Below are 20,775 nucleotides of genomic sequence, written 5' to 3' on the forward strand. Positions count from 1 at the left end.
TCATCTGCCGCTGATCGGCAGGATCTCGCGGAGCAGGGTTCCGTGCCGGCAATCTTCTCGAGAAAATGGCGTCGGCGATCCTCCCTTGCACTTCGCATGTGCGGGCCGTACCCATGACGCCACGGCTCCGCTGACATGGTGGGCGAGATGTGGAAGCGCCTGCGCCTCTTGGAGGTGCTTCTGGGGATCGGCCTTGTGGCCTGCTTCGCGATCGGCTCCTCTGGCGCCGAACCGATGCAGGGCTGGTCGCTCTGGGTCTTGCAGCCGAGTCGCCCCGGCCTCCTGACAGCCTGCGCTGTGCCAAAAGGGCGGTTATGGCCGATGTCTGCTGCCTTGACGTTTCCCCATGCGCCCCTGCGGCTCGACGAGGCCTTGACGGTCCACTGGCAGGGTGGGCAGTTTGCGCAATCGGCGGTGCCGGCCGCGCCTGTCCTGCCGCAGGAGAAGTCTTGGAATCCTCTCGATTCCTGCTTCGTGCTGAGCGTTGGCGGCATGGTCGTCGCGGCCGGAGCGGTCGTTCCGCGTCATTCGGCCCGGCTTCTCAGGTCTGACACGCTCGTGCTCCAGAGCGACAAGCTTGACCAGCCGCTCGCCTTTTCGTTGCTGCCAGCCTTCCCGGCCGAGATCGGCCAGCCTGTTCCACCGGAATGGCGCCAGTTCCTGACGCCGATCAGCAAGCCATTGGGGTCGGTATCGCGATGAGTTGGGCCGTGGTCGGGCGGAGCTTGCGGCGGATCGCCGTGTTCTCAGGGATATTGGTGGCGCTGACCCAGGCCGCGAGCCTGGCCCAGGCGAGCGGAGTCAAGACGATCGGCCCCTGGGCCGTGGTCACCCATGACAAGGCAAACGGGCACAAGGACGTCGCCGCCATCGTCTCCGGCAAGAAGTCGTCCTTTGGCCTGGCCATTCGCTGCATCGACGCCAATCTATCGATTGCGCTTGTTCCGCTGAAGGACGAGGGGCTTTTCGGCGCCACGCGGCGGAGCGCGGCCCTGTCGCTGCAGCCCGACGCTCACCCTTCGAGCGCAATCGATGGTGTGGTCGGCGACGATCATGCCATCCACCTGCCGTCGCCCACGGGGCTGCTGAAACTGGTCCTTGCGACGGCGCGGTTGGTCGTTTCCGTTCCGGTCGCGGATGGAAACGCCGTCTCAGCCACCTTCGATCTCACGGCGAGCCGGCGCGCGCTTGCCGATCTCGTGCAGCACTGCCCCGGCGGATAGGGGACAAGCTGTCGCACACCCCTTTCCCCGCGGCTCCGAACCTCTTACACCACGCACCAAAGCTTGCGGACCAACTCCGCGATAGGCCACAGCCGCACGCGCAAACGCCGCGCCAGCCACATCCTGGAACTTGAACCCATGTCGCTCGTCGATTCCGTCCGCAAGGTGATCGTGCCCATCCACAAGGAGGGCTATGTCTTCATCGCGATCGCCCTGGTTGCGACGATCGTGCTTGCCAATCTCTGGTCGCCCTTCGGCTGGATCGGCGCGATCATCACGCTCTGGATCTGCTATTTTTTCCGCGACCCGATCAGGATCACGCCGCAGCGCGAGGGACTGGTGATCTCGCCGGCCGATGGCCGCGTCAGCCAGATCGCTTCGGCCCTGCCGCCGCCGGAGTTGAACCTCCCGGCCGAGCCGATGACCCGCATCTCGATCTTCATGAACGTCTTCGACTGCCATGTGAATCGCGCGCCGGTGCCCGGCCGCATCGTCAAGATGGCCTATACGCCCGGCCTCTTCCTCAACGCCGAACTCGACAAGGCGAGCGACGACAACGAGCGCAATGCGCTGGCGATCGAGACCAGCGCCGGCATCGTCGGCGTCGTACAGATCGCCGGGCTGATCGCCCGCCGCATCGTGCCCTTCGTCAAGGAGGGTGACGTGATCGGCACCGGCGAGCGCTTCGGCCTGATCCGCTTCGGCTCGCGCGTCGACGTCTACCTGCCGGTCGGCGTCATCCCGCTGGTTGGCGAAGGTCAGACGGCGTTTGCGGGCGAGACCGTGCTGGCCGATTTCGCTGGTGGCGAACTCGCGGCGCGGATGTTCCGGGGGATTTGAGCCGTCACGAGAAGGCGCGGGGAACCCTCTCCCGTAGGGAGTGGGGCAGGGGTGAGGGGCCGGCCGTCATCAGCGTTTCGGTCGCAACCTCACAGCCGCGCCTCGAAGTTGACTGGTCAAGGGCCGACACCTCACCCCTGCCCCTCTCCTTACAGGAGAGGGGTTCCCCGCGGTTCACGCGGTGACCATGACGAACTTTCTCCCGCCTAGCCTCCGCCCCCAAAACCGCGTATTCCGGCTCGTATGAGCGACCTCTTTCCCCCCTTCGAGCCCGAACGCGTCGAATCCAGGCGCGCCCGCTTCAAGCCGATCCCGTTTCGGCTGATCGCGCCCAATGTGATCACCCTGCTGGCGCTCTGCCTCGGGCTGACCGCCATGCGCCTCGTCGTCGAGGGCAAGCTCGACACCGCGACCATCTGCATCCTGGTCGCGGCTGCGCTCGACGGCGTCGACGGGCGTCTCGCGCGCATGCTCAAGGGCACCTCGCGCTTCGGCGCCGAGCTCGATTCGTTGTCTGATTTCGTCAATTTCGGCGTCGCCACCGGCTATGTGCTGTGGATCTTCGTGCTGCACGACCTGAAGTCGTTTGGCTGGATCATCGTGCTGACGCTGGCCTGCGCGATGGCGCTGCGGCTCGCGCGCTTCAACGTCATGATCGACGATCCCGACCGGCCGGAATGGCAGAAGAACTTCTTCGTCGGCATGCCGGCGCCCGCTGGTGCGATCACCGCTATGCTGCCGCTCTACCTGCACTTCATCGGCGTGCCCGTGCAGGAGTACGGCGCTCTTCCGGTCGGCGCCTATATCCTGTTCATCGCCTTCCTGACGATCTCGCGCATTCCCTGCTATGCCGGCAAGACGCTGGGGACGCGGGTTCCGCGCGACAAGGTGCTGCCGATCTTCGTCGCGGTCGTGGTCGTCGCAGGGCTGCTCTTCGCCTATCCGTTCGAGATGCTGGCGCTCGTCGTCATCGCCTATCTCGCCTTGATCCCGCTCAGCGTCGCCCGCTACCGCAAGCTGGAGCGCGAGCATGCAGCCGCCCCGGCCGTGCCGATCGACGTCCCGCCCGAAGCCGTCTGACCACGGCGGAAGCCCGCGGTCGCGCGGCTACCGCTTGCGCCCGCGGCCGGTCAGCCGCGCTGCATTGGCGCTGGTGCGCTTCGAGAACGGCTCCAGCGTGCTGTTGGCGACCTTGGCTGCAGCCTCGGCGAAATCGAGCGGCGCCAGGGGATTCAGCGCCAGACCCCACCAGAACATCACCGTAGCGTGACCGGCGGCGAACCCGCTCTCCATCACGGCCGAGACCTTCTCGGTGACCGCCTTGGCAGCCTCGTGCTGGCCATGGCTGTCGCCGAGCACGCCCTTCAGCAGGATCGGCATGCGCATAGCGATGGTCAGGCCGGCATCGGCCTGCAGCGTAACCATCCGCGCCGCGAGAGCCTGCGCTTCCACGCCCGTCCCGGTGACGGAACGCGGCTTCTTGCTCGATATCGCCATGTGGTGGTTGGCTCCGGGACTTTGGGAGGCAAGGCTCCCAGGAGAAATGCGCATGGGCGCATCCCGCACGACGGCCGCAACGCCTCGCAGGAGGAAGAATGGGCCCGTTGCGTCAAATTGTGCAATGCGGAATCACGCATTCTTGTTGGCGATTTTATGCTCATGCTGAATGGTGTGGCGCATTCTGCTGCGCAATTCCGCCCCGGGCGCATGGCTGGCGCGGTGGATTTATCCATCGCCGAAAATGCTCTAGAGCCTTGAGGCGCGGCGTCCGGCCGCGCCTGAATCGTATCGGACTGCCCTTGAGCTTCTTTGCCTCTCCCAAACATCCCGGCTGGCGGCCGATGCTGGTGCTGGCGTCGGCCTCACCACGCCGCCTCGCGCTGCTCGAACAGGCGGGGCTGAAGCCCGACGCGATGCTGCCGGCCGATCTCGACGAGACGCCGCTGAAGGGCGAGCGTCCGCGCGACCTCTCCCGCCGCCTCGCCCGCGAGAAGGCGCAGGCCGCGCGCATCGGCGCTGCCAGCCGCCCCGATCTCGAAGGCTGCTACATCATCGCGGCCGACACGGTCGTCGCGGCCGGTCGGCGCATCCTGCCCAAGGCCGAGATCGTCGACGAGGCTGCCGCCTGCCTGCGCCTGCTGTCGGGCCGGGCGCACCGCGTCTACACCTCGGTCGCGCTGGTGACGCCGGGTGGTGCGATCCGCGAGCGCGTCGTCGAGACGCGGCTGCGCTTCAAGCGGCTCTCGACAGAGGACATCGAGACCTATCTCGCCTCGGGCGAATGGCGCGGGAAGGCCGGTGGCTACGCCATCCAGGGCATCGCAGGCTCCTTCGTCGTCAAGCTCGTCGGCTCCTACACCGCCGTCGTCGGCCTGCCGCTCTACGAGACGGTGAACCTGCTGGGAGGCGAGGGTTTCCCGATCCGCTTCGGCTGGATGAATGTGGGGTGAGGGGGGCTGTTGGCCCTTTCCCGGACTCCCGGAACGTCGGCTCTTGGTCAGGCCAATCTGCGAACGCGCTCCCGGGCATATTTGGCCCCTTGCGGACCCGTCTGTGCGGGCGCTTAGCGTTTCGCAAAGGCGCGAATGTTTGCAGCGGCGGGATAGGCTTGCTGAGCGAAAGCATGAGGCAGGCTTCGTCCCCCGCTTGCTTGAGGGAGCCTGAAGGCGGCCAGCAGCTGGTCGAGCCGCTCGATCTGGTCCGTCAGGGCAGTCGAGGACGCGGCGCTTTCCTCTGACAGGGCTGCGTTTTGCTGCGTCATTTCATCCATATGCGCGACGGCCCGGCTCATTTCGTCGATGCCGTTCGCTTGTTCTGCGGAAGCCGAAGCAATTTCGGCGATCGTAGTCGATACTTTGCGCGAGGCCGCCAAGATCTGCTCTAGCGACTGACCGGCTTGTTGTACGAGTTCCACGCCTTCCTTGACCACGTCCGTCGATGAGCTGATCAGGGTGGTGATGTCCTTCGCGGCTTGGGAGGAGCGCTGGGCGAGGGTGCGGACTTCGGAAGCCACGACCGCGAAGCCTTTTCCTGCGTCGCCGGCACGAGCAGCTTCGACGGCGGCGTTCAAGGCTAGCAAATTCGTCTGGAAGGCGATGCCATCGATGACAGAGTTGATCTCTGAAATCCTCCGGGAGCCTTCGTCGATACGCTTCATCGCATCGACAGCACGGCGAACGATATCGCCTCCCGAATCGGCCGTCTTCAGGGCCTCCTCGGCGAGCATCGCGGCCTGACGAGATCCAGTTGCGCTCGATTTGACCGAGGCTGCGAGTTGCTCTGTGGTCGCGGCCGTTTGCTGAAGGCTCGAAGCCTGGTCTTCAGTGCGGTTCGAGAGGTCGTTCGCGCCGGCACGGATCTCCCGCGCAGATCCCGCCACTTCGCCCGATGTTGTCTGGATGGTCTGGAGCGCGTGCGAGAGGCGCTCGATCGTGCCGTTAATGCCTTGCTTCAGCTCGGCGAAGCGCCCGCTATAGCTGGAGCGAACGAAATTGGTGAGATCGCCTTCGGCCAAAGCCGCGAGGACCTCGCATGTTTCGCCCAGGCCGCGATCGACGGTTTCCACCAGCGTGTTGACGTTGGCGGCAAGCCTGTTCAGCTCCTCGTCTGGGAACTGCGTGGTGACCCGGTTTGAGAAATCTCCGGCAACGGCGGCCGTTATCACTTCGCCGAATGCACGCTGAAGCATCTGGCGTGAGCGGCTGCGCTCGTTCCGCGCCAATGTCCGTCGGCTGAAGTAGTTTGCGAACTTGGCGTAGAGCACGGGAAAATTGTCAACGAGCGGATCACTGAATGACTCGTCGACATCCGTGAAGAACACAATTGCCGACAAGGTCTGGTTGACGTTGATGCCGAACAACTCGCCAAACGTCGAAAATCCAGCCGCGGGTACCGGCCACAACTGGGTGGCGCGGGAAAGGTCGTTCGCGTTGACGAGGCGACGCAGGATGCAATCGCTCATGAACACGCCTGCTGGCTTCGGCTTGCCGGCCAGGTAGCTCTCGACGTTTTCACGCGTCTGCTGGATGAAGTCAGTCTCTTCGAGGATGTACAATTCATCCCCGGCGGCGATGTCGCAATAGAAAGCCACCTCATCCGCACCGAAGTCGAAGCCGGCCACGGAGCGCACGAAGATCTCTCCGTCGATCTCGATGCCGAAAGCGCGCTTTCCAAGTGCAGCTTGCACTTCGGTCGGACCGCATTGGAAAGCGGCGCACATCGCCTCGATGAAGGAGCAGACCTTGCCGGTTGCGGGGTCGAAGACCGACTGGACGGTCCGCTGGTTCAGATCAGCCTTGACGATGGTGAACGAGCGATCGGTTCGGCGGAAGTTCTGGCTACGAAACAGCCCGTAGCGCTGCCGCGGCGCCATCTTGATCAGCGCGATGACCGCATGGTTCTCAAGAATGCGGCGTCCGTCGAAAATGAACGTTCGCTGGAAGTCGAGTTTGCCTCCGGCCGAACCGCCCATGAACATGCAGGGAAAGCGGCCGCTGCGGTAGACCGCCTCGAGGAAATAGTTCTCCGACTTCGACAAGCCGTCGATAAACGTCAGCGCAAAAGTGTCCCGAGAATCGATCTTAAGCTTTGGGGTGATCTGCCCCAGCTCGGATACGATGCGGTCGACACGCTGGTCGTGTTCGGCGGCACCGCCCGACCTGCGAATATCCTCACTGTGCAGTGGCACCGAGAAAATCTCGGTTTCGGCGATCAGCGCGGGCGAGAAGACCTGAATGACGATGGAGCGCCAACCCTCGGGAGTGCCTAGATAGACGCTTTCGCCGGGCTGGGAGCACAGTTCACCAGCGGTGCTGACCGCGATGACGGGCGTGCTGCCAGCAAGCGCTGCAAGACGTCGCGCAATTGCGTCGAAGTCGACGTTTGGAGATATGAATGCGAGAGCGAGCGGAGAATGCCTGCCTCCGAAACGGAATGAGCTCGCTTCGACGCCCTCAAGTCGATCGGTTGTTGCAATTTGGCGAATCTGTCCTGCAGATGCCGGGCTTGCCAGCCGACGAAACCGTTCCGAGAACGCGCTCATGTTTCACCTCAAATGACCTTGCGTAGAGAATCGTTGCCAGTGAATAAAATTAAGTTAATATAGTAAGATTTCGTTCACTATGACGGTATGTAAATCCTTCATAATACCAAATCTATTTCATCTCTCATTGATCCAGATCAAGCCGCTTTGAGGATTCAGGGCTAGCGGTTATACCTTCGTCGACATCGGGCGATCGGAAACTCCCGGCAGTAGCAAAAATTGAAGGGGATCTCAGTGATGATTGACGTAATGACTGAGAATGTTCCTCTGCGGTAGGCTCTTTATCTGGGTGCAGCCGCTCCCGCCTGCCTGCGCCTGCTGTCGGGCCGGGCGCACCGCGTCTACACCTCGGTCGCGCTGGTGACGCCGGGTGGTGCGATCCGCGAGCGCGTCGTCGAGACGCGGCTGCGCTTCAAGCGGCTCTCGACAGAGGACATCGAGACCTATCTCGCCTCGGGCGAATGGCGCGGGAAGGCCGGTGGCTACGCCATCCAGGGCATCGCCGGTTCCTTCGTCGTCAAGCTCGTCGGCTCCTACACCGCCGTCGTCGGCCTGCCGCTCTACGAGACGGTCAACCTGCTCGGCGGCGAGGGCTTCCCGGTGCGGTTCGGCTGGATGAATGTGGGGTGAGGGGGCCGATGGCCGGTCGTTGACGCAGCGGATGTCCACTTCCGGCAAGCAAAACCGTGAAGCACAGCGGAGCAGTCAGGCCGCATCCCATTGTGACGATCGGCGGGCGCGCTGACGACCCGCGGTACGGCAGGTTCGAGGCAATCGATTAGGTCGGCCAACGCAACGAATATTGAAACCGTCTGCCGCCAGGACGCACTTATATGTTGCAGTTCGTCTCCAAACGCCCTTAGATTTTCCGCGCGTGGCCTGCTGAGGATTGGTGCAGATGGCGATTGAAGACAGCCTCGGGCATTCAACGCCGTCCTGGTTTACCGCTCCGGGCAATACAGACATTTTAGCGTGGGTGGCGCTGGGATTGATCTGTCTCGCGCTCTACGGGATCGTGACGCTGTATGCGGCGTTCGATCGGTGGGCCGAACACAGGGCCAAGGGAACGCCCCTTGCCAAGACGATCCCGACATTGCTGGCAATTGCCCTGCTCTACGAAATCTTCCCGCTCGAGCATTTCCACGTTTTGCTCCCCGTAAGTGCGATCCTTCTTGCCGTGATGGCGGACTGGTCCCGTTTTCATGTCCCTAATATTGGCAAGGTGGGACCTGACATCGCTGCGGTGCCGGCGGTCGTCGTCGCAGGATCACCTGACAACGCCTCCGCTGTTCGTCCCGTTCAAACTGAGGAAGCCAGGAATGCTTGAGCTGCTCCTGACATCCTTTCCCGCCGTGATCCGCTATTACCAGTTGAAGCGTCGCGGCGAAGCCATGACCGTCTGGAACATGCGAACGGCGATATTCCTGTGGGCGTTCCTGGCGTTCTTCCTTTTCGTCGCGATATTCTACTTTCACCCCAAATCATATTCCGGCCTCCTGCCTTTCCGCACTGTTTCGGTCGTGGCGCAGACAAGCGGTCCGGTCACCGAAGTCGCGGTGAAGAACTGGCAGAGGGTTTCAGCCGGTGATCTGCTTTTCCGGATCGAAAGCAGCACCCAGCAAGCCGCGTTGAAGCAGGCCGAGGCCGAATTTGCCAAGATTGCCGCCGCCGAAGCCAAGGCTAATGACAACTTCAAGGTTGCGCAGGCCAGCGTGGCTGTATCAAGCGCATCGCTGGATAAGCTGAGGGGCGACCTTGAGAACGCGCAGACCTTGCTCGCCAGGAGCTCAGGCTCTCGGGACGCCGTGCGCCTGGCGGAATCCTCCTTCGCGATCGGAGAGGCAAATTTGGCGGGCGCGCAAGCTCAGCTAAACCTGGCGCAGGTGGACATTTCTCAATCCCTGCCCGCGCAACGCAAGGCTGCCGAAGCGGCTTTGGACAGTGCCAAGGCCGCACTGGAAAAGACCGAGGTGCGCTCGTTCACCGGCGGTATCGTAACCCAGTTGGCGATGAGCGAGGGAAGTCCCGCATCGACGCTGATCCTGAGTCCAGCCATGGTGATCATCCCCGACCGTCCGGACGATCTCCCGCTCAGAATTACGGCTGGCTTCTCTCAGGCTACGCGCACCGCGCTGTACGAAGGCATGCCTGCCGAAATCTCCTGCGACACCAATATCGGCCTGAGCTTCAGCAACACGATTCTCCCGGCGCGGGTCCGCTACATCCAGCCTGCGATTTCGACCGGCCAGATTGTGCCGGGAGGACGCTTGGTTGAGCTTAATGAGCGGATCCGACGCGGATCGCTGCTGGTGTATCTGGAGCTTGAGCATAAAGAACAACAAAAGATCATGCTCGATGGCACAGGCTGCCTCGTTCAGACCTACACCAACAATCTCGGCGGATTTACGGGACATTTGATCGCGGCCACCGGCGTGATCAAGGCCGTGGGCTTGCGTCTGAAGGTTTGGGGATCGCTGATTACCGGAATTGGCCTCGCCGGCGGCGGCGGCCATTGATGTGCTGAGAAGCGGCAGCTGAACGTCGCATCGATATTGCTGGCGGTCGGCGCACAACTTGCTGGCTTGCGACGCGAGAGAGCAGGACCGGCCGGCATTGCCGGTCGATCGGGTCTGCGTCGCGCCACGCAGCCTTGCACCTCGCCTCATAACCCCCGATCCTGAGCCTCGTGAACAACGCGCCAGCCTGACAAGGCGCGCCGAACGGAGGAACACGCATGTCTGGACGACTCAGGGGCAAGGTCGCGATCGTGGCCGGCGCGGGCTCGATCGGGCCGGGCTGGGGCAATGGCAAGGCGACCGCCACGGTCTTTGCCCGCGAAGGCGCGAAGGTGATCTGCGCCGATCTCAACCTCGCCGCGGCCGAGGAGACCGCAGCCTTCATCCAGAACGAAGGCGGGCAGGCCTTCGCAGTGCAGACGGATGTGACCAGCAACGAGGCCGTGGCCGACCTCGTCGGCCGCACGCTCGGCCGCTATGGCCGCATCGACATCCTCGACAACAATGTCGGCATCGCCGAGGTCGGCGGCGTCGTCGAGCTGTCGGAAGAGGTCTGGGACCGCGTCTTCAAGGTCAACCTCACCGGCGCCTTCCTCGCCATGAAGCACGTCATCCCGGTGATGCAGCGCCAGTTTGAGGAGAGCGGGGAGGGCGGCTCGATCATCAACATCTCCTCGATCGCCTCGATCCGCTACACCGGCGTGCCCTATGCCAGCTATTCCGCCACCAAGGCGGCGCTGAACCAGCTCACCCGCACCACCGCCGTGCAATACGCGCCCCAGAAGATCCGCGTGAACGCGATCCTGCCCGGGCTGATGAAGACGCCGATGGTCGAGCATTCCGCCGGGCTCGCCCAGGCCTATGGCGAGGGCGACGTCGAGGCGATGTGGGCGGCGCGTGACGCGCAGGTCCCGATGGGCCATATGGGCGAGGCTTGGGACGTCGCCTACGCGGCGCTGTTCCTGGCGAGCGACGAGGCGCGCTATGTGACGGGCCTCGAACTCGTCGTCGATGGAGGAATCACGCTCAAATATGGCTGACAACGAAAATACGCCACCGCCCGCCAGCGCGCCCCCGGGCAAGCCCTGTTCGATCTGCGGCAAGCCGGCCGTCGCGCGCTACAAGCCCTTCTGCTCGGCCCGCTGCGCCGATATCGACCTCGGCCGCTGGCTGAAGGGCAACTATGTCATTCCCGGCGAGGCGGTCGAGGAGACCGAGACGGGCCTGCCGGCGCGAGAGCGCGACGAGGACGTGTGACAGGCGGGGCGAGGTCGCGCGTTTCACCCGCCATTCATCAGCGCCCTGCTAGCTGGAACCTGACAAGCCCTCCGCGCATTGATCAAGGCCGGATGGCACCAGGAGAAGGATACGCATGATGATCCGCAAACTGACGCTTATGGCGGTTGCCGCAATGGCGCTCCTGTCGGTGACCTCGGTCGGTGCCCAGAATTATCAGGTCGCGCAGGACGCTTCCTCGGGCCCGCTGCCTCCCGGCTACGGACGTCAGGCGCCGCCTTCCCCGGGCTACCAGCAGCCGCAGCCGCGTCAGCGCTACCAGCAGCCGCCGGTGCAGAGCCAGCCCTACGATTATCGCGGCAGGGGGGACGGTCGGGATTATCGCGGCAGGGATGATGGCTGGGATCGACGGCCGCGCTATGGCTACGACGAGCCCTATCGTCCGCGCGCGCGCTTCGGCGACTACTGCGCGACCTCGCGCGGCGCCTGTCAGACACGGCCGCAGCCCGTCGGCAGTTCCTGCCGCTGCGATATCGACGGCTTGATCAAGCGCGGCATCATCCAGTAGCGCGGCGTGACACGAGGGCTGCGCTTGCACGGCAGGAGGCGGCAGCACCCTGCCGCCTCGCTTCGTTTGCGCTATACACCGCGCGGCCGCACCGTTCGCGGCCGGTGAGAGCGACGCGATGGCTTATACCGACGAACTCGAATCCGTTCTGGAAGCCGAGCAGGCGCTGCGGCTCAGGATTGCGCTGCGGATCGCCGAGGAGGGCGGCGAGCCCGCCATCGCCGCGCCGCTTGAGCATCATCTGCAAGCCGCCGACGAGGCGATCGAAGCCTGGAGCGACGAGGACGAGGACGAGCATGACGCTCGCGCCTTCCGGCCTCTGACGCCGCTCCAGCAGCTTCTCGCCGAGCACCGCGCGATCTGCGACCGCATCGCCGACATCCGCGACCGCCGCCTGTCCTGACGGGGTAGTGCCGCGGCGCGCCATCCGCTCTTGACGAACACAAGCCACGGCAATGTTATGCAACCCGATCGGTGGCTGCTATTCGGCGGTGATCGTCTCCAGATCAAAGCGTGAATAGGGTATTGCGGTGAAAAGTCAGAATATCAAATACATCGACAGGCTGGATCATCTCCGATTCTTTGCAGCATTCATCGTCCTGATGTATCATGCGACCATATTCTATAGTCAGAAAAATACGGTTCGGCTGCCGATTCTGGATCAGGGTTATATCGGTGTATCGCTGTTCATGGTACTGAGCGGCATGATCCTGACCTTGATCACCTACGGCAAGGATATCTCGGTCAAGGGATTCTATATCAACCGCGCCTTGAGAATCTATCCTCTGTTCGTCTTTGTGGTGACGCTCGGCTATTTCTCGACGCCCGATCCTCGCAGCTCGTCCGTGGGCATCGACTATCTCCTGTCCCTGCTGCCGGTCTCGAATTTGTACCGGATGACATACGGCCCCTTTGGCGGCCAGCTATGGTCCGTGATGGTCGAGATCCAGTTCTATCTGCTGTTTCCGGTTCTTGCGCTGGCACTAAAAGCCCGGGGAACGCGGTTCTACTGCGCTCTCATCCTCCTTCTGATCACGGCTCGCGCGGCGGTCTTCGTCCTGAACGGCACCGTCTATCACATGGCCTATTTCTCGATATTCGGGAATCTGGACATCTTCCTGATCGGATGTCTGGCTGGGATCGCCTACAAGGAAACCGAAGGTCGGACGTTCGCCTGGTATTGGCCCGTTCTCATGATCGTCGCCATCAACATCTTGCTGGTGGCCCTGTACAGATGGCTGGGACTTTCCAATGCATCGCCGCTCTGGATCATTTGGCCTGATGTCCAGGGGGTGATCTGGGCCGCGCTGATCATCACCTATCTTCGAGCCGACATGCGGATCCCGCTGTCGAACGCCTTAAGCTATCTCGGCAAGATCAGTTATTCGATCTATGCGTGGCATATCCTGGTGTGGATGCTCGTGGCGCGTTTGATGCCGCTGCCGCTGGCGACGCCTTATCTGACAGGGCTTGTGCTGGTCCTGCCGCTGACGGTCGCTCTGGCCGCCCTGAGCTATGCCGTGATCGAATCGCCGTTCCTGACGATGCGGGCCAGATACGTCTCGTCATCCGCTGAAGCGGGAGACCCCGACCGGCACTGACGCGTCGCGGCCGCTTGGACGCTGTTGGATGAGGGGAAGAATGGTGCCCAGACCTGGATTGCCGGGAGACCACTCTAAGTCATTGATTTTGCAGGCCACGATTAGCCGACCGGCGCTTGTTTGTGCCCCGGTCTTGTGCCTCAGCGCAAGCCAAATTTGTCCATCCGTTTCCTGAAAACGTTGACTGACGGGGGAATAAATTCAGTATAATTATGGACTTGCCGATGAATTTCGCTTAACGAAATCGGACAAATACTTATTTTCATAATCGCGACTCAATGGAAATGAAGCACTTAGGTCGGACATAAATCGTATTTGACTCACCAATGGATCGAGAGGTGTACGAACTGCAGGAATTTTCTCTAGATCATAAAATTTAATTTCAGAGATAGCCAAGTTGTAGTCAAATCTGAAGCCGAGTGCTTCTGGTAAGCCTGCTCCGAGGGTGTCGGCAAGAGTCTGCTGCACCTTGAAAACCGTCTGTGGAAATGAAGCGACCGCTTCACAGATCACCCCTATCAGGCCCTCAAGACTGAGCCCACCCGCGCTTTTCTCTACAATTACAGAAGCCACTACCCCCTGGCATTCAGTTGGAACATCGCATTGCTCGAACGAAAAGCCGTGAATACGTCGGCGGGTCGTGCTGCTTTTGACTTCAAGCCGGAGTTTCCCGAGCACAAAATCGTAGCGTTCATCGGGATCAATGCGCCATGCCGCGATTGCAGCCACGTGGCTGGCCGCAGACGCGATGAGAATCAATTCGCCAACAATTCCCACGACGCTTTCTCTAGAAGGCAGCGTCAGGCGCTGAAATATTGCGGCGAGTTGCGTGATCGCTTCAGCGACCTGACGTAGGCTTGGCTTAGTGCCGAGAATATCGACTACAGATGCCAAGATATGAAGGAAATATCGCTCCGCGTCAGGGCCAGCGCCTGTGCAGGTGACAACTGTCAGAACTCGCCTGATGTCCTCACAGTTTGAAACCCTCACCGCGCATGTCAGCGCATATTGAACACTCAAGCCGCTCAAGCGCACGGGCGCGCGGCTGTCAGAGTCCACCGAACCCAAGAGAACGCATGCTCGGCCCTGGTCATCTCGGCCGACATAGTGGAGCGGAAACCCTGGAATTACCTCGACCTCGTAGACCCCTGCGGATGCTCGGGATCGAGGCTCGCGTAGGATGCTTGAAAGGGCGACCCCAACCATCAGTCCGACTGGTCCTGTGTTATCCAGTCGGCTTCGAGGCGCTTCGGCACCCACACTGTCAAAATTGGCACATTGGTCCGGACAACAGGCCCGCCATCGCTATCGGTGAGATCAAAGAAGTGAACCTGAGCATTAACTCGCGCTGGATCGCGAAAGGCGAAGTCGCCAGGATATCCGCCAGTGCCCAATGTGGAGCCCTGGAGAATGCGTCGAATGCTTCCGATACGCCCCTGATCGTCAACTCCACGGCGACCTCTGAATTTGGGGCGCATATGGTAGACACGCCCTGTCTCGGAAGGATCTTGTTCAACAGCTCGTTGAAGCTGCAGGAGCAGGCCAATTAGATCGGACGTGTCCCTTGCGCCTTGCACGCGATAATCGACAAGTAACTTGCTGACGATATCTTTCAGTGGCACGTTTTCGGCAATCAGGTGCTGCTGAGCTGGTTGGCTCGATGGGAAAGACGTGTCAGGCAAAAGGTCGATCTTTTCGAGGAATGCCGAAACAGTGGTCGTGTTGGCATCGACCGCGTCAACGGACATTCGAGCCATGCGAGGGAAGAACCAATCGTCGGAGAAATTGCCACGGCCGTAATCACGCTCGATCACGTTGGATCGGCACGGCCGAAGCCCAGGATCAAGAATGAATTTGCGTTTCCAGTTTGGCAGGGGTTCGCCAGACTGTTGCAGTTTGACCAACTCTTGCCGCATCTCTTCTTCGTGTACGACGTAAGCTCGGAAAGAGTCGAGAGCATCTGCCTCAAGAAAGAGGCGACAGTGCCCGAGGTAGCGACGCTTGTAGCCAAAAAACCGCGCCCGTTGCTGTAGTGTATCGGCATTTCCGACCCCAGTGCCGCGCGGCATGTAGGTCACAGATAGCTCTCTCACGGTAAATCCGCGATCCATGGCCTGTCCGCCGACCAGTATCCAGGCATAGGCCTGCTTCCACTCAATCGCAGGTGTTCTCTGACCGGCGCGACGATTGATCTCGCGCACCTGTGTTTCCTTCAAGGCGCGCTTGAGACGCATTTCAACATCAACGAACTGCGGCACATCAGTCGCTGTTCCTGCCAGATCATGATAAGCGACACGAAACGCGTCGATGAGATCAACACGATCGGGTTCGGTTTCTGGGCCGATCAGAAGGGCGAGCCAGTCATCTCTGATACCGGAAATGCTTGTGAAGTAATTCAAATGCTCGTCGGTGGTACGAGAGGGATGAACGAGCATTGATCTGTTGGGATTGGCCCTCGATTGCCCTTCGATAAGGCCAATTGCGACGCTGACGAAAAAGAAGGCCAACGCTTTCACAAGGCTTGGGGGGGCTCCACTGATAGGGTTCGCTCGGGATGGTACATCGTTGGCAGGAATGACTTTGACGTATCGTTGATCACCACCAAAGAATTCGATGCCGCCTACGTAACCATCCCCGGGCTTCAAGACCTCAACAAAATCGGGCGAAAGAGCATCAATAATGTTGATCAGCAATGGAGCCTGGGGAGTCGCTGTGTACTGAAGAAACGTATGGTTTGGCAGCCGCGATTTAATTGTAATAAGGCTTTGATATGTCGTGCTCACTCCACCAATATTGACTTGGGTATTCAGGCTTGCCTGATCCGCCTCGTCATCAATGATGATTGCGGGAATTTTGGCCAGGTCAAGTTTTGAAAGTAGTTGGTCTAAATTCTTCAATCGATTGTGCTGCTTCATCACCGTAAGCAGCAAGGTCGCATTCTCAGCCTTCGTCCTCTCAGGGTCGCGCGTGTCTTCAAGTCGTTTACGAACTATGTCTTCATTAGTAACGTCGGCATTTGGAATGTGCAGCCAAGACGGTGGAATGTCATCATCGTCAATTCGCAATTCTTCAGACAATCTGTCTCGTGTTTGCTTGAAAAGAGGCTCGGAAGTTCCGGCGATGACGATGACAAGAGGGATGTCATTGTCTCTGGCCATCGCGATTACAGTAGTGAACGAGAGCGTCTTTCCGCTTTGTACGTAGCCAACCACGAGACCCGTGCGTTGACCCCTCTGAATGGCGGGATTCTGCCCCCGACTGAGGATCGAAGCAGCTGTCTGCAGCGTTTGTGCACGTGCGTCTGGGGATAGCTTGTTCTGACGCTCCATGAGACCAGTTGCTTGATCGCCAACAACTGGAGCCCACGTAGCACCAACCGGAGGCGCGGGCGGGGCGAGGGGAGCGATCGTGACCTTCGTGAGGCTCATTGTACTTTCTCCCGGTCGCTTGAAGACAAAGCATCACGAAGAATCTCGTTGAAGTTTCTGCGCACGGTGCCGGCCATTTTCACACCGTGGAAGCGAGCCAACGTCTCAGCCAAAGCCAGCGCAGCAGCAACACGAAGGAGCGCTTCCAAGTCATCAGCGCCGCGAGGTGCAAATCGCGTCATGAAAGGATGACGATATAAAACTCGGATTTCGATCAACCTTTCCGAGGCCACGTCGGGGCCAACATCACTCAACGCTAGCCATGCCCCTTCTGCGGGGTCATCACTGAGTTCGATTCTGATACGCCAGTTTTCTCCCCTGAAACCCAAAGTCACTTCCCTGCTGGCAAGGGCCGGCGTGGGCTCAAGTTGCGTTTGCTGTGTTTCAATCGCAGGTTGCGCCGCGACGGCCTCCATGGCTCGTGGCAACTCTTGCGCAAGCAGATCTGCTGTTCGGTCTATGACATCCTTAGCTGCTCGCTCTCGGTCAGCTCTAGCAGCGAGAGCGCGATAGTTGTCGGCCTGCCGTAGCAGTGGGATGTCGCCTGCATCCAAATGCTCCTTCAAGAGATCAAGGAATGGCTGTTCGTTCTCGTCCCATCGGAAGCCATCTTTGGTGTGAGAGACGTCGAATCCTTCAAGGTGGAGTTCACCGAACAGGCGAAGCGATCGAAAGCTCCCATGTTGACCAAAGATTGTATCGGGCTTGTATCCCTCATCGCCGCTGCCTTGTATCAGCCGGCCCCGGCGGAAAAGAGCAAAGCCAGCTCGGGCGTAGTTGCCGGGTTCGCGCAAGCCTGCAAAGCCAGTGATGTGCTGGCCATCACCCAAGTCGAAGTCGATCTCTTTTCGCCATAGACGTGCTGGATCATTCGGCGCTTTGGCATAAGGCGCGAAGAGAATTGCTGGCTCATCAGGCGTCAGAACATCGTTGCCGATCTTGAGTTCAAGCCACCCTTGACGAAGGAACACTCGGTAAATATCTGTCAGATGCTCTTTGATCTTCCCAACTGTCTTTTTGATCGGGACGTGATGAAGGTTCTCTAATGTGACCTCCGTGAAATGCCAGTTCTGATCAACGGGTTGGGTCGTGATCTCCAGTTCCTCTATCTGGTCCCTGACGATCTTGGCGACGTCGAAACGAACGTGACGCTCCACGGAATCGCCGATCGCTTTGGTTCGGACCGACCAACGCGGCGCGAACCAACATGCTGCGCTTTTCATGCCCATCCCAAATTCAGACAGTCCAGTTCTGTCCGGAGGGACGGCCGCAGGTCGAAATGCTCGCGGAAAGTCCCCAATCTGAATACCGCCAGCGTTATCGTGGATCGTGATACAAGCCGGCAGCGTCGGGTCGATGCTGACTTTGATCTTGAGCTTGAAATCTTTGCCGTGCAGGGCGTGCAACTTGTCACGGTTGCTAAGATAACTCTGGATTGAATTGTCCACGAATTCGGCCAGGGCGAACCAAGCTTTATAATTGAGATGCCGAAGCACGCTGAGAACGCTTACTCCAGGGCGAATATTGACCGTGTTTGTCACGCCCTCCGCCTCATTCTCAGTTAAAATAGGGCTGGCTCAAGCCCAGCATGGAATGCCGAACTCGATCTGGTGGCCATGCGATCTTTGGGCTCGCCACGGTTCACAAGTGCCTGTGCAATTGCCTTGATCACGGCGACATTCACGGCATTTCCTAGCGCCTTGTAGGCAGCTCCCTGAGTGTCTGGCAGGTGCTCCAAATCGCCCATGCTTTGCAAGCGCGCGCATTCCCGCAGCGTCATGTATCGGCGCTCCCAAGGAATGACGGGCACCTGACTCGTCGTCAGAGCAACGAGAGAAGGCGCAGCGTTCGGTCGTTTTACTCTAATTCCAGATGCTCTAAACTGAATTATCGTCTGCCAAATATCACGCGGTCCGCCCTTCCAATTCCACTCTAATTTTTGAAAGCTTGGAGAGAATTCTTGAATTGAGGGGAGCCACGGATCAATTATGCTCTTGTACTTCTTATAGAATTCACGATTCTGGCGAATAAACTGTTTTTTCCAGTGCGGAAACTCTTGAAGGTCGTCCCTCGCGTAAGCAGGCAGCGCTTTCTCGACTTCTTCTGCTGTCATGTTTTTCAAACTACGGCCGAACGCACCTTTGAATCCGGTGATTGCTTGAAATCCAAGATGGGAAGGTGATTTATCGACGTAGGGGTACGTTGCTCCGAATTCCATTGCCCAAATGGGAAATGAAGGCAGGTCTTCCTTCGCTGGGAAGGCAGCAATCAGGCGCTGCCATGCAGTCAAAAATTCAACAAAACGATCGTTCAGTCGGCGAGACGCGGTGGGATTCTTATCGAGAACGCTTCCTATATGGATGTCGGACAAATCATGGGTTGGAGTGGGCCAGGCAAACCCTGAGAGGCCCTCCCGGTCGCCCACAAGCAGCGCCCGCTCTCTGATCTGAGGCACGCCGAGCATATGTGGAGAAAATCGGTTCGAATCGATCCGATATCCGGTGAGTTCCAAACGATGACACACCGCGCGCCACGTCTCACCGCCACGATGGCGCATAAGATTAGGGACGTTCTCGATGATCAGGAAACGCGGCTTATGCCGCTCCAAAATCATCACCACATAGTCAAACAGATCGCCCCACTGTGGACAATCGAAGCCAAGTTGGTCGCCAGCCTTGGAGAACGGTTGGCAAGGAAATCCAGCGCAGAGGATATCATGCGGTGGAATCTTCTCGTGTGCCGCTCGAATGTCCCCAGCAGGCCTAATGCCGAAATTTCGATTGTAGAGTTCAGCGAGAGTCGGATCGATTTCGGAGGCAAAGACGCACTGGTGCCCAAGGGCGCTTAACGCCTGATGGAAACCGCCGAGGCCCGCAAAAAGGTCAACGAATCGCATGCTCATTTTTCGGACGTCGACCAGCAGGCTTCAATCGGTAGTTAGTGTTGGCGCAATCAGAGCGCGAAGGGAAGCATGATCCTCGTTGCCCCTCAAGAAGGGTGCGGGAAGCTCAGCTAAACGAACGTTAAGCGGCCAAAATGCAACGTTTTCGCAAACCCGACAACCAAACATGACGCGCCTCCTACTCCGCCCCAGCGAGAATCAGTTGCGGGCAGGGAAGGCCGCTCCCTGGTCACGTCAGACCAATCATCCTCTGATTGACTTGCAATGGCGAAATCATCGGCTCCGAGTCACATATGCCGTCGGATTTGCAGTGCCCCACTTATCTGATGCGCCCCAATACTCTCTGCACTTGCACGGCACTCCACTTACCGCCGCGTGGTGTCCAGATTTCCCGAGAATTGAGGCTTACTGCAATCTCTCTAAGGGATGACGCGCCACCGGCCCTGATCTCTGCAATTACGGGTGCGAGGTCGATCGCCGTTCGAGCGGCCCTCTCCCGACGCACCGTGAGGCTGACAGCGCGCCCCTGGGAAGATACCGCTGGCAGGTTGCCCCTGTCGCCCCCCAGCCTGACACCGCGAGCCTTGGCAGCCGCCAGGGCCTTCCGGGTCCGTTCTGAGATCAATCCGGCTTCTAACTCGGCAACTGCCAACATCTGCCGGATCATGAACTTGCCGGCAGGGCCTTCGATCTGGGGAAGGTCGCAAAACCTGACCTCGACATCGGCAGCGATCAGCTTCGTCATGAAGTCAGGGTTGCGGGTCAGTCGGCTGACATTCGCTACGATGAGCTTCGCCCCCATCACGCGGCATCGGGCCAAGGCCTTTTCCAACTCCGGTCGGTGGTCACCCTTGGCGGTTCCGCTCTCGACCTCGACAAACTCTCCGACGAGCTGCCAGTCACCCCCATTAAGGTACGCTGCTACAGTCTCGCGCTGAGCTTCAAGGCCAAGGCCAGACGCTCCCTGCTTGATAGTGCTTACTCTGAGATAGCTGACAAACCGCCCTTCGGCCATGAGATTACCTGTTTCGTTTCGAACTACGTTCGTTGTTACAAACGTAACAGTTATCAGGCTCGTTGGGCAGTCTTTTTTCTGAGAAGTACCCCACCCATTTTGGGGCCCCACCCGCCTCTTATTGGAGCTCGGGGTCGTCCATCCTCACTGGGCAAGCGATCAAATCGGAGCCGGCCCAGCGTATGAGCCTCTCGGCTAAGTCATTGAAAAATATGAAATCAATCCTAGCAATTGCTACAACAATCGCACGGCAATGCTACAACAAGGCTTGATCGGCCAGCTCAGCGGCTGGCAGAACTGATCTGTGGTGAGTTTTTCCAAACAGGTGCGGCAAAAGAACGATCGACTTCCCGCAATTCGACTTTGGTCGCCATAAAAGGCAGCCTCAGAAAAGTCGCATTTCGT

19 protein-coding genes and 1 pseudogene are annotated in these 20,775 nt (G+C 59.8%); 13 read left to right on the forward strand and 7 right to left on the reverse strand.

What is annotated here, in order from left to right; all coding sequences use genetic code 11:
* Nucleotides 1-147 precede the first annotated feature (147 nt).
* The 4 genes from AC1DYU_RS15785 to AC1DYU_RS15800 all read left to right on the forward strand — a co-directional run bounded on the left by AC1DYU_RS15785 (nucleotide 148) and on the right by AC1DYU_RS15800 (nucleotide 3,143).
* Nucleotides 148-702: a hypothetical protein gene (locus AC1DYU_RS15785; RefSeq protein WP_476792461.1), complete on the forward strand. Its 555-nt coding sequence runs from the start codon at nucleotides 148-150 to the stop codon at nucleotides 700-702.
* Between the two features lie 56 nt (nucleotides 703-758).
* Nucleotides 759-1,223, forward strand: a complete 465-nt coding sequence (locus tag AC1DYU_RS15790) for a hypothetical protein (RefSeq protein WP_476792462.1) — start codon at nucleotides 759-761, stop codon at nucleotides 1,221-1,223.
* A gap of 120 nt (nucleotides 1,224-1,343) precedes the next feature.
* A complete protein-coding gene (locus AC1DYU_RS15795; protein WP_476792696.1) occupies nucleotides 1,344-2,063 on the forward strand; it encodes a phosphatidylserine decarboxylase in 720 nt (239 codons plus the stop codon).
* Between the two features lie 243 nt (nucleotides 2,064-2,306).
* On the forward strand, nucleotides 2,307-3,143 hold the full coding sequence (locus AC1DYU_RS15800; protein WP_476792463.1) for a CDP-alcohol phosphatidyltransferase family protein: 837 nt from the start codon (nucleotides 2,307-2,309) through the stop codon (nucleotides 3,141-3,143).
* 27 nt (nucleotides 3,144-3,170) lie between these two features.
* Here the strand turns inward: AC1DYU_RS15800 and AC1DYU_RS15805 are convergent, their stop codons facing one another.
* Nucleotides 3,171-3,560: a hypothetical protein gene (locus AC1DYU_RS15805; RefSeq protein ID WP_158483662.1), complete on the reverse strand. Its 390-nt coding sequence runs from the start codon at nucleotides 3,558-3,560 to the stop codon at nucleotides 3,171-3,173.
* Nucleotides 3,561-3,904: 344 nt separating this feature from the next.
* Here AC1DYU_RS15805 and AC1DYU_RS15810 point away from each other — a divergent pair, with 344 nt between their 5' ends.
* The gene (locus AC1DYU_RS15810) at nucleotides 3,905-4,513 is read left to right on the forward strand and encodes a Maf-like protein (protein ID WP_476792697.1); all 609 of its coding nucleotides are present in this window, start codon (nucleotides 3,905-3,907) and stop codon (nucleotides 4,511-4,513) included.
* A 113-nt stretch (nucleotides 4,514-4,626) separates the two neighbouring features.
* On the opposite strand, the gene AC1DYU_RS15815 is transcribed toward AC1DYU_RS15810, so the two are convergent.
* Nucleotides 4,627-7,104 carry a methyl-accepting chemotaxis protein gene (locus tag AC1DYU_RS15815; RefSeq protein WP_476792464.1) on the reverse strand — a complete coding sequence of 826 codons (2,478 nt, stop codon included), beginning with the start codon at nucleotides 7,102-7,104 and terminating at the stop codon, nucleotides 4,627-4,629.
* Between the two features lie 297 nt (nucleotides 7,105-7,401).
* Between AC1DYU_RS15815 and AC1DYU_RS15820 the strand changes: the two are divergent.
* The 8 genes and pseudogenes from AC1DYU_RS15820 to AC1DYU_RS15855 all read left to right on the forward strand — a co-directional run.
* Nucleotides 7,402-7,734, forward strand: a pseudogene (locus AC1DYU_RS15820) (Maf family protein); the annotation flags it as partial.
* Nucleotides 7,735-8,002: 268 nt separating this feature from the next.
* A complete protein-coding gene (locus AC1DYU_RS15825; RefSeq protein WP_476792465.1) occupies nucleotides 8,003-8,431 on the forward strand; it encodes a hypothetical protein in 429 nt (142 codons plus the stop codon).
* Nucleotides 8,424-9,620 carry an HlyD family secretion protein gene (locus AC1DYU_RS15830; protein ID WP_158483663.1) on the forward strand — a complete coding sequence of 399 codons (1,197 nt, stop codon included), beginning with the start codon at nucleotides 8,424-8,426 and terminating at the stop codon, nucleotides 9,618-9,620. The genes AC1DYU_RS15825 and AC1DYU_RS15830 overlap by 8 nt, the downstream gene beginning before the upstream one ends.
* A 218-nt stretch (nucleotides 9,621-9,838) precedes the next feature.
* The gene (locus AC1DYU_RS15835) at nucleotides 9,839-10,660 is read left to right on the forward strand and encodes an SDR family NAD(P)-dependent oxidoreductase (RefSeq protein ID WP_476792466.1); all 822 of its coding nucleotides are present in this window, start codon (nucleotides 9,839-9,841) and stop codon (nucleotides 10,658-10,660) included.
* On the forward strand, nucleotides 10,653-10,877 hold the full coding sequence (gene yacG, locus AC1DYU_RS15840) for a DNA gyrase inhibitor YacG (RefSeq protein WP_476792467.1): 225 nt from the start codon (nucleotides 10,653-10,655) through the stop codon (nucleotides 10,875-10,877). Before AC1DYU_RS15835 ends, yacG begins: the two co-directional genes overlap by 8 nt.
* A gap of 115 nt (nucleotides 10,878-10,992) precedes the next feature.
* The gene (locus AC1DYU_RS15845; protein WP_476792468.1) at nucleotides 10,993-11,424 is read left to right on the forward strand and encodes a hypothetical protein; all 432 of its coding nucleotides are present in this window, start codon (nucleotides 10,993-10,995) and stop codon (nucleotides 11,422-11,424) included.
* A gap of 118 nt (nucleotides 11,425-11,542) precedes the next feature.
* The gene (locus AC1DYU_RS15850) at nucleotides 11,543-11,827 is read left to right on the forward strand and encodes a hypothetical protein (protein ID WP_476792469.1); all 285 of its coding nucleotides are present in this window, start codon (nucleotides 11,543-11,545) and stop codon (nucleotides 11,825-11,827) included.
* Nucleotides 11,828-11,954: 127 nt separating this feature from the next.
* A complete protein-coding gene (locus AC1DYU_RS15855; protein ID WP_476792470.1) occupies nucleotides 11,955-13,025 on the forward strand; it encodes an acyltransferase family protein in 1,071 nt (356 codons plus the stop codon).
* A 210-nt stretch (nucleotides 13,026-13,235) separates the two neighbouring features.
* Here AC1DYU_RS15855 and AC1DYU_RS15860 read toward each other — a convergent pair whose 3' ends face one another.
* The 5 genes from AC1DYU_RS15860 to AC1DYU_RS15880 form a co-directional block, all read right to left on the reverse strand.
* On the reverse strand, nucleotides 13,236-14,231 hold the full coding sequence (locus AC1DYU_RS15860) for a PD-(D/E)XK motif protein (protein ID WP_476792471.1): 996 nt from the start codon (nucleotides 14,229-14,231) through the stop codon (nucleotides 13,236-13,238).
* Nucleotides 14,231-16,453, reverse strand: coding sequence for a Z1 domain-containing protein (locus AC1DYU_RS15865; RefSeq protein WP_476792472.1), 2,223 nt, complete (start codon nucleotides 16,451-16,453; stop codon nucleotides 14,231-14,233). The genes AC1DYU_RS15860 and AC1DYU_RS15865 overlap by 1 nt, the downstream gene beginning before the upstream one ends.
* Entirely contained in the window at nucleotides 16,450-17,994 is a 1,545-nt protein-coding gene (locus tag AC1DYU_RS15870; RefSeq protein ID WP_476792473.1) for an ATP-binding protein, read from the reverse strand. The genes AC1DYU_RS15865 and AC1DYU_RS15870 overlap by 4 nt, the downstream gene beginning before the upstream one ends.
* 20 nt (nucleotides 17,995-18,014) lie before the next feature.
* Entirely contained in the window at nucleotides 18,015-19,349 is a 1,335-nt protein-coding gene (locus tag AC1DYU_RS15875; RefSeq protein ID WP_476792474.1) for a DNA cytosine methyltransferase, read from the reverse strand.
* A gap of 325 nt (nucleotides 19,350-19,674) precedes the next feature.
* Complete coding sequence (locus AC1DYU_RS15880) at nucleotides 19,675-20,370, reverse strand: recombinase family protein (protein WP_476792475.1); 696 nt, start codon at nucleotides 20,368-20,370, stop codon at nucleotides 19,675-19,677.
* Nucleotides 20,371-20,775: the final 405 nt, after the last annotated feature.

It is taken from the genome of Allobosea sp. P2_B12 (assembly GCF_056404835.1).

Bases quoted from the DNA above. Each gene is read 5' to 3' on its own strand.
- AC1DYU_RS15800 (WP_476792463.1), top strand. From the start codon at position 2,307: ATGAGCGACCTCTTTCCCCCCTTCGAGCCCGAACGCGTCGAATCCAGG.
- yacG (WP_476792467.1), top strand. From the start codon at position 10,653: ATGGCTGACAACGAAAATACGCCACCGCCCGCCAGCGCGCCCCCGGGC.
- AC1DYU_RS15875 (WP_476792474.1), bottom strand. From the start codon at position 19,349: ATGCGATTCGTTGACCTTTTTGCGGGCCTCGGCGGTTTCCATCAGGCG.
- AC1DYU_RS15805 (WP_158483662.1), bottom strand. From the start codon at position 3,560: ATGGCGATATCGAGCAAGAAGCCGCGTTCCGTCACCGGGACGGGCGTG.
- AC1DYU_RS15810 (WP_476792697.1), top strand. From the start codon at position 3,905: ATGCTGGTGCTGGCGTCGGCCTCACCACGCCGCCTCGCGCTGCTCGAA.
- AC1DYU_RS15865 (WP_476792472.1), bottom strand. From the start codon at position 16,453: ATGAGCCTCACGAAGGTCACGATCGCTCCCCTCGCCCCGCCCGCGCCT.
- AC1DYU_RS15815 (WP_476792464.1), bottom strand. From the start codon at position 7,104: ATGAGCGCGTTCTCGGAACGGTTTCGTCGGCTGGCAAGCCCGGCATCT.
- AC1DYU_RS15860 (WP_476792471.1), bottom strand. From the start codon at position 14,231: ATGGTTGGGGTCGCCCTTTCAAGCATCCTACGCGAGCCTCGATCCCGA.
- AC1DYU_RS15835 (WP_476792466.1), top strand. From the start codon at position 9,839: ATGTCTGGACGACTCAGGGGCAAGGTCGCGATCGTGGCCGGCGCGGGC.
- AC1DYU_RS15850 (WP_476792469.1), top strand. From the start codon at position 11,543: ATGGCTTATACCGACGAACTCGAATCCGTTCTGGAAGCCGAGCAGGCG.
- AC1DYU_RS15845 (WP_476792468.1), top strand. From the start codon at position 10,993: ATGATGATCCGCAAACTGACGCTTATGGCGGTTGCCGCAATGGCGCTC.
- AC1DYU_RS15785 (WP_476792461.1), top strand. From the start codon at position 148: ATGTGGAAGCGCCTGCGCCTCTTGGAGGTGCTTCTGGGGATCGGCCTT.
- AC1DYU_RS15830 (WP_158483663.1), top strand. From the start codon at position 8,424: ATGCTTGAGCTGCTCCTGACATCCTTTCCCGCCGTGATCCGCTATTAC.
- AC1DYU_RS15825 (WP_476792465.1), top strand. From the start codon at position 8,003: ATGGCGATTGAAGACAGCCTCGGGCATTCAACGCCGTCCTGGTTTACC.
- AC1DYU_RS15880 (WP_476792475.1), bottom strand. From the start codon at position 20,370: ATGGCCGAAGGGCGGTTTGTCAGCTATCTCAGAGTAAGCACTATCAAG.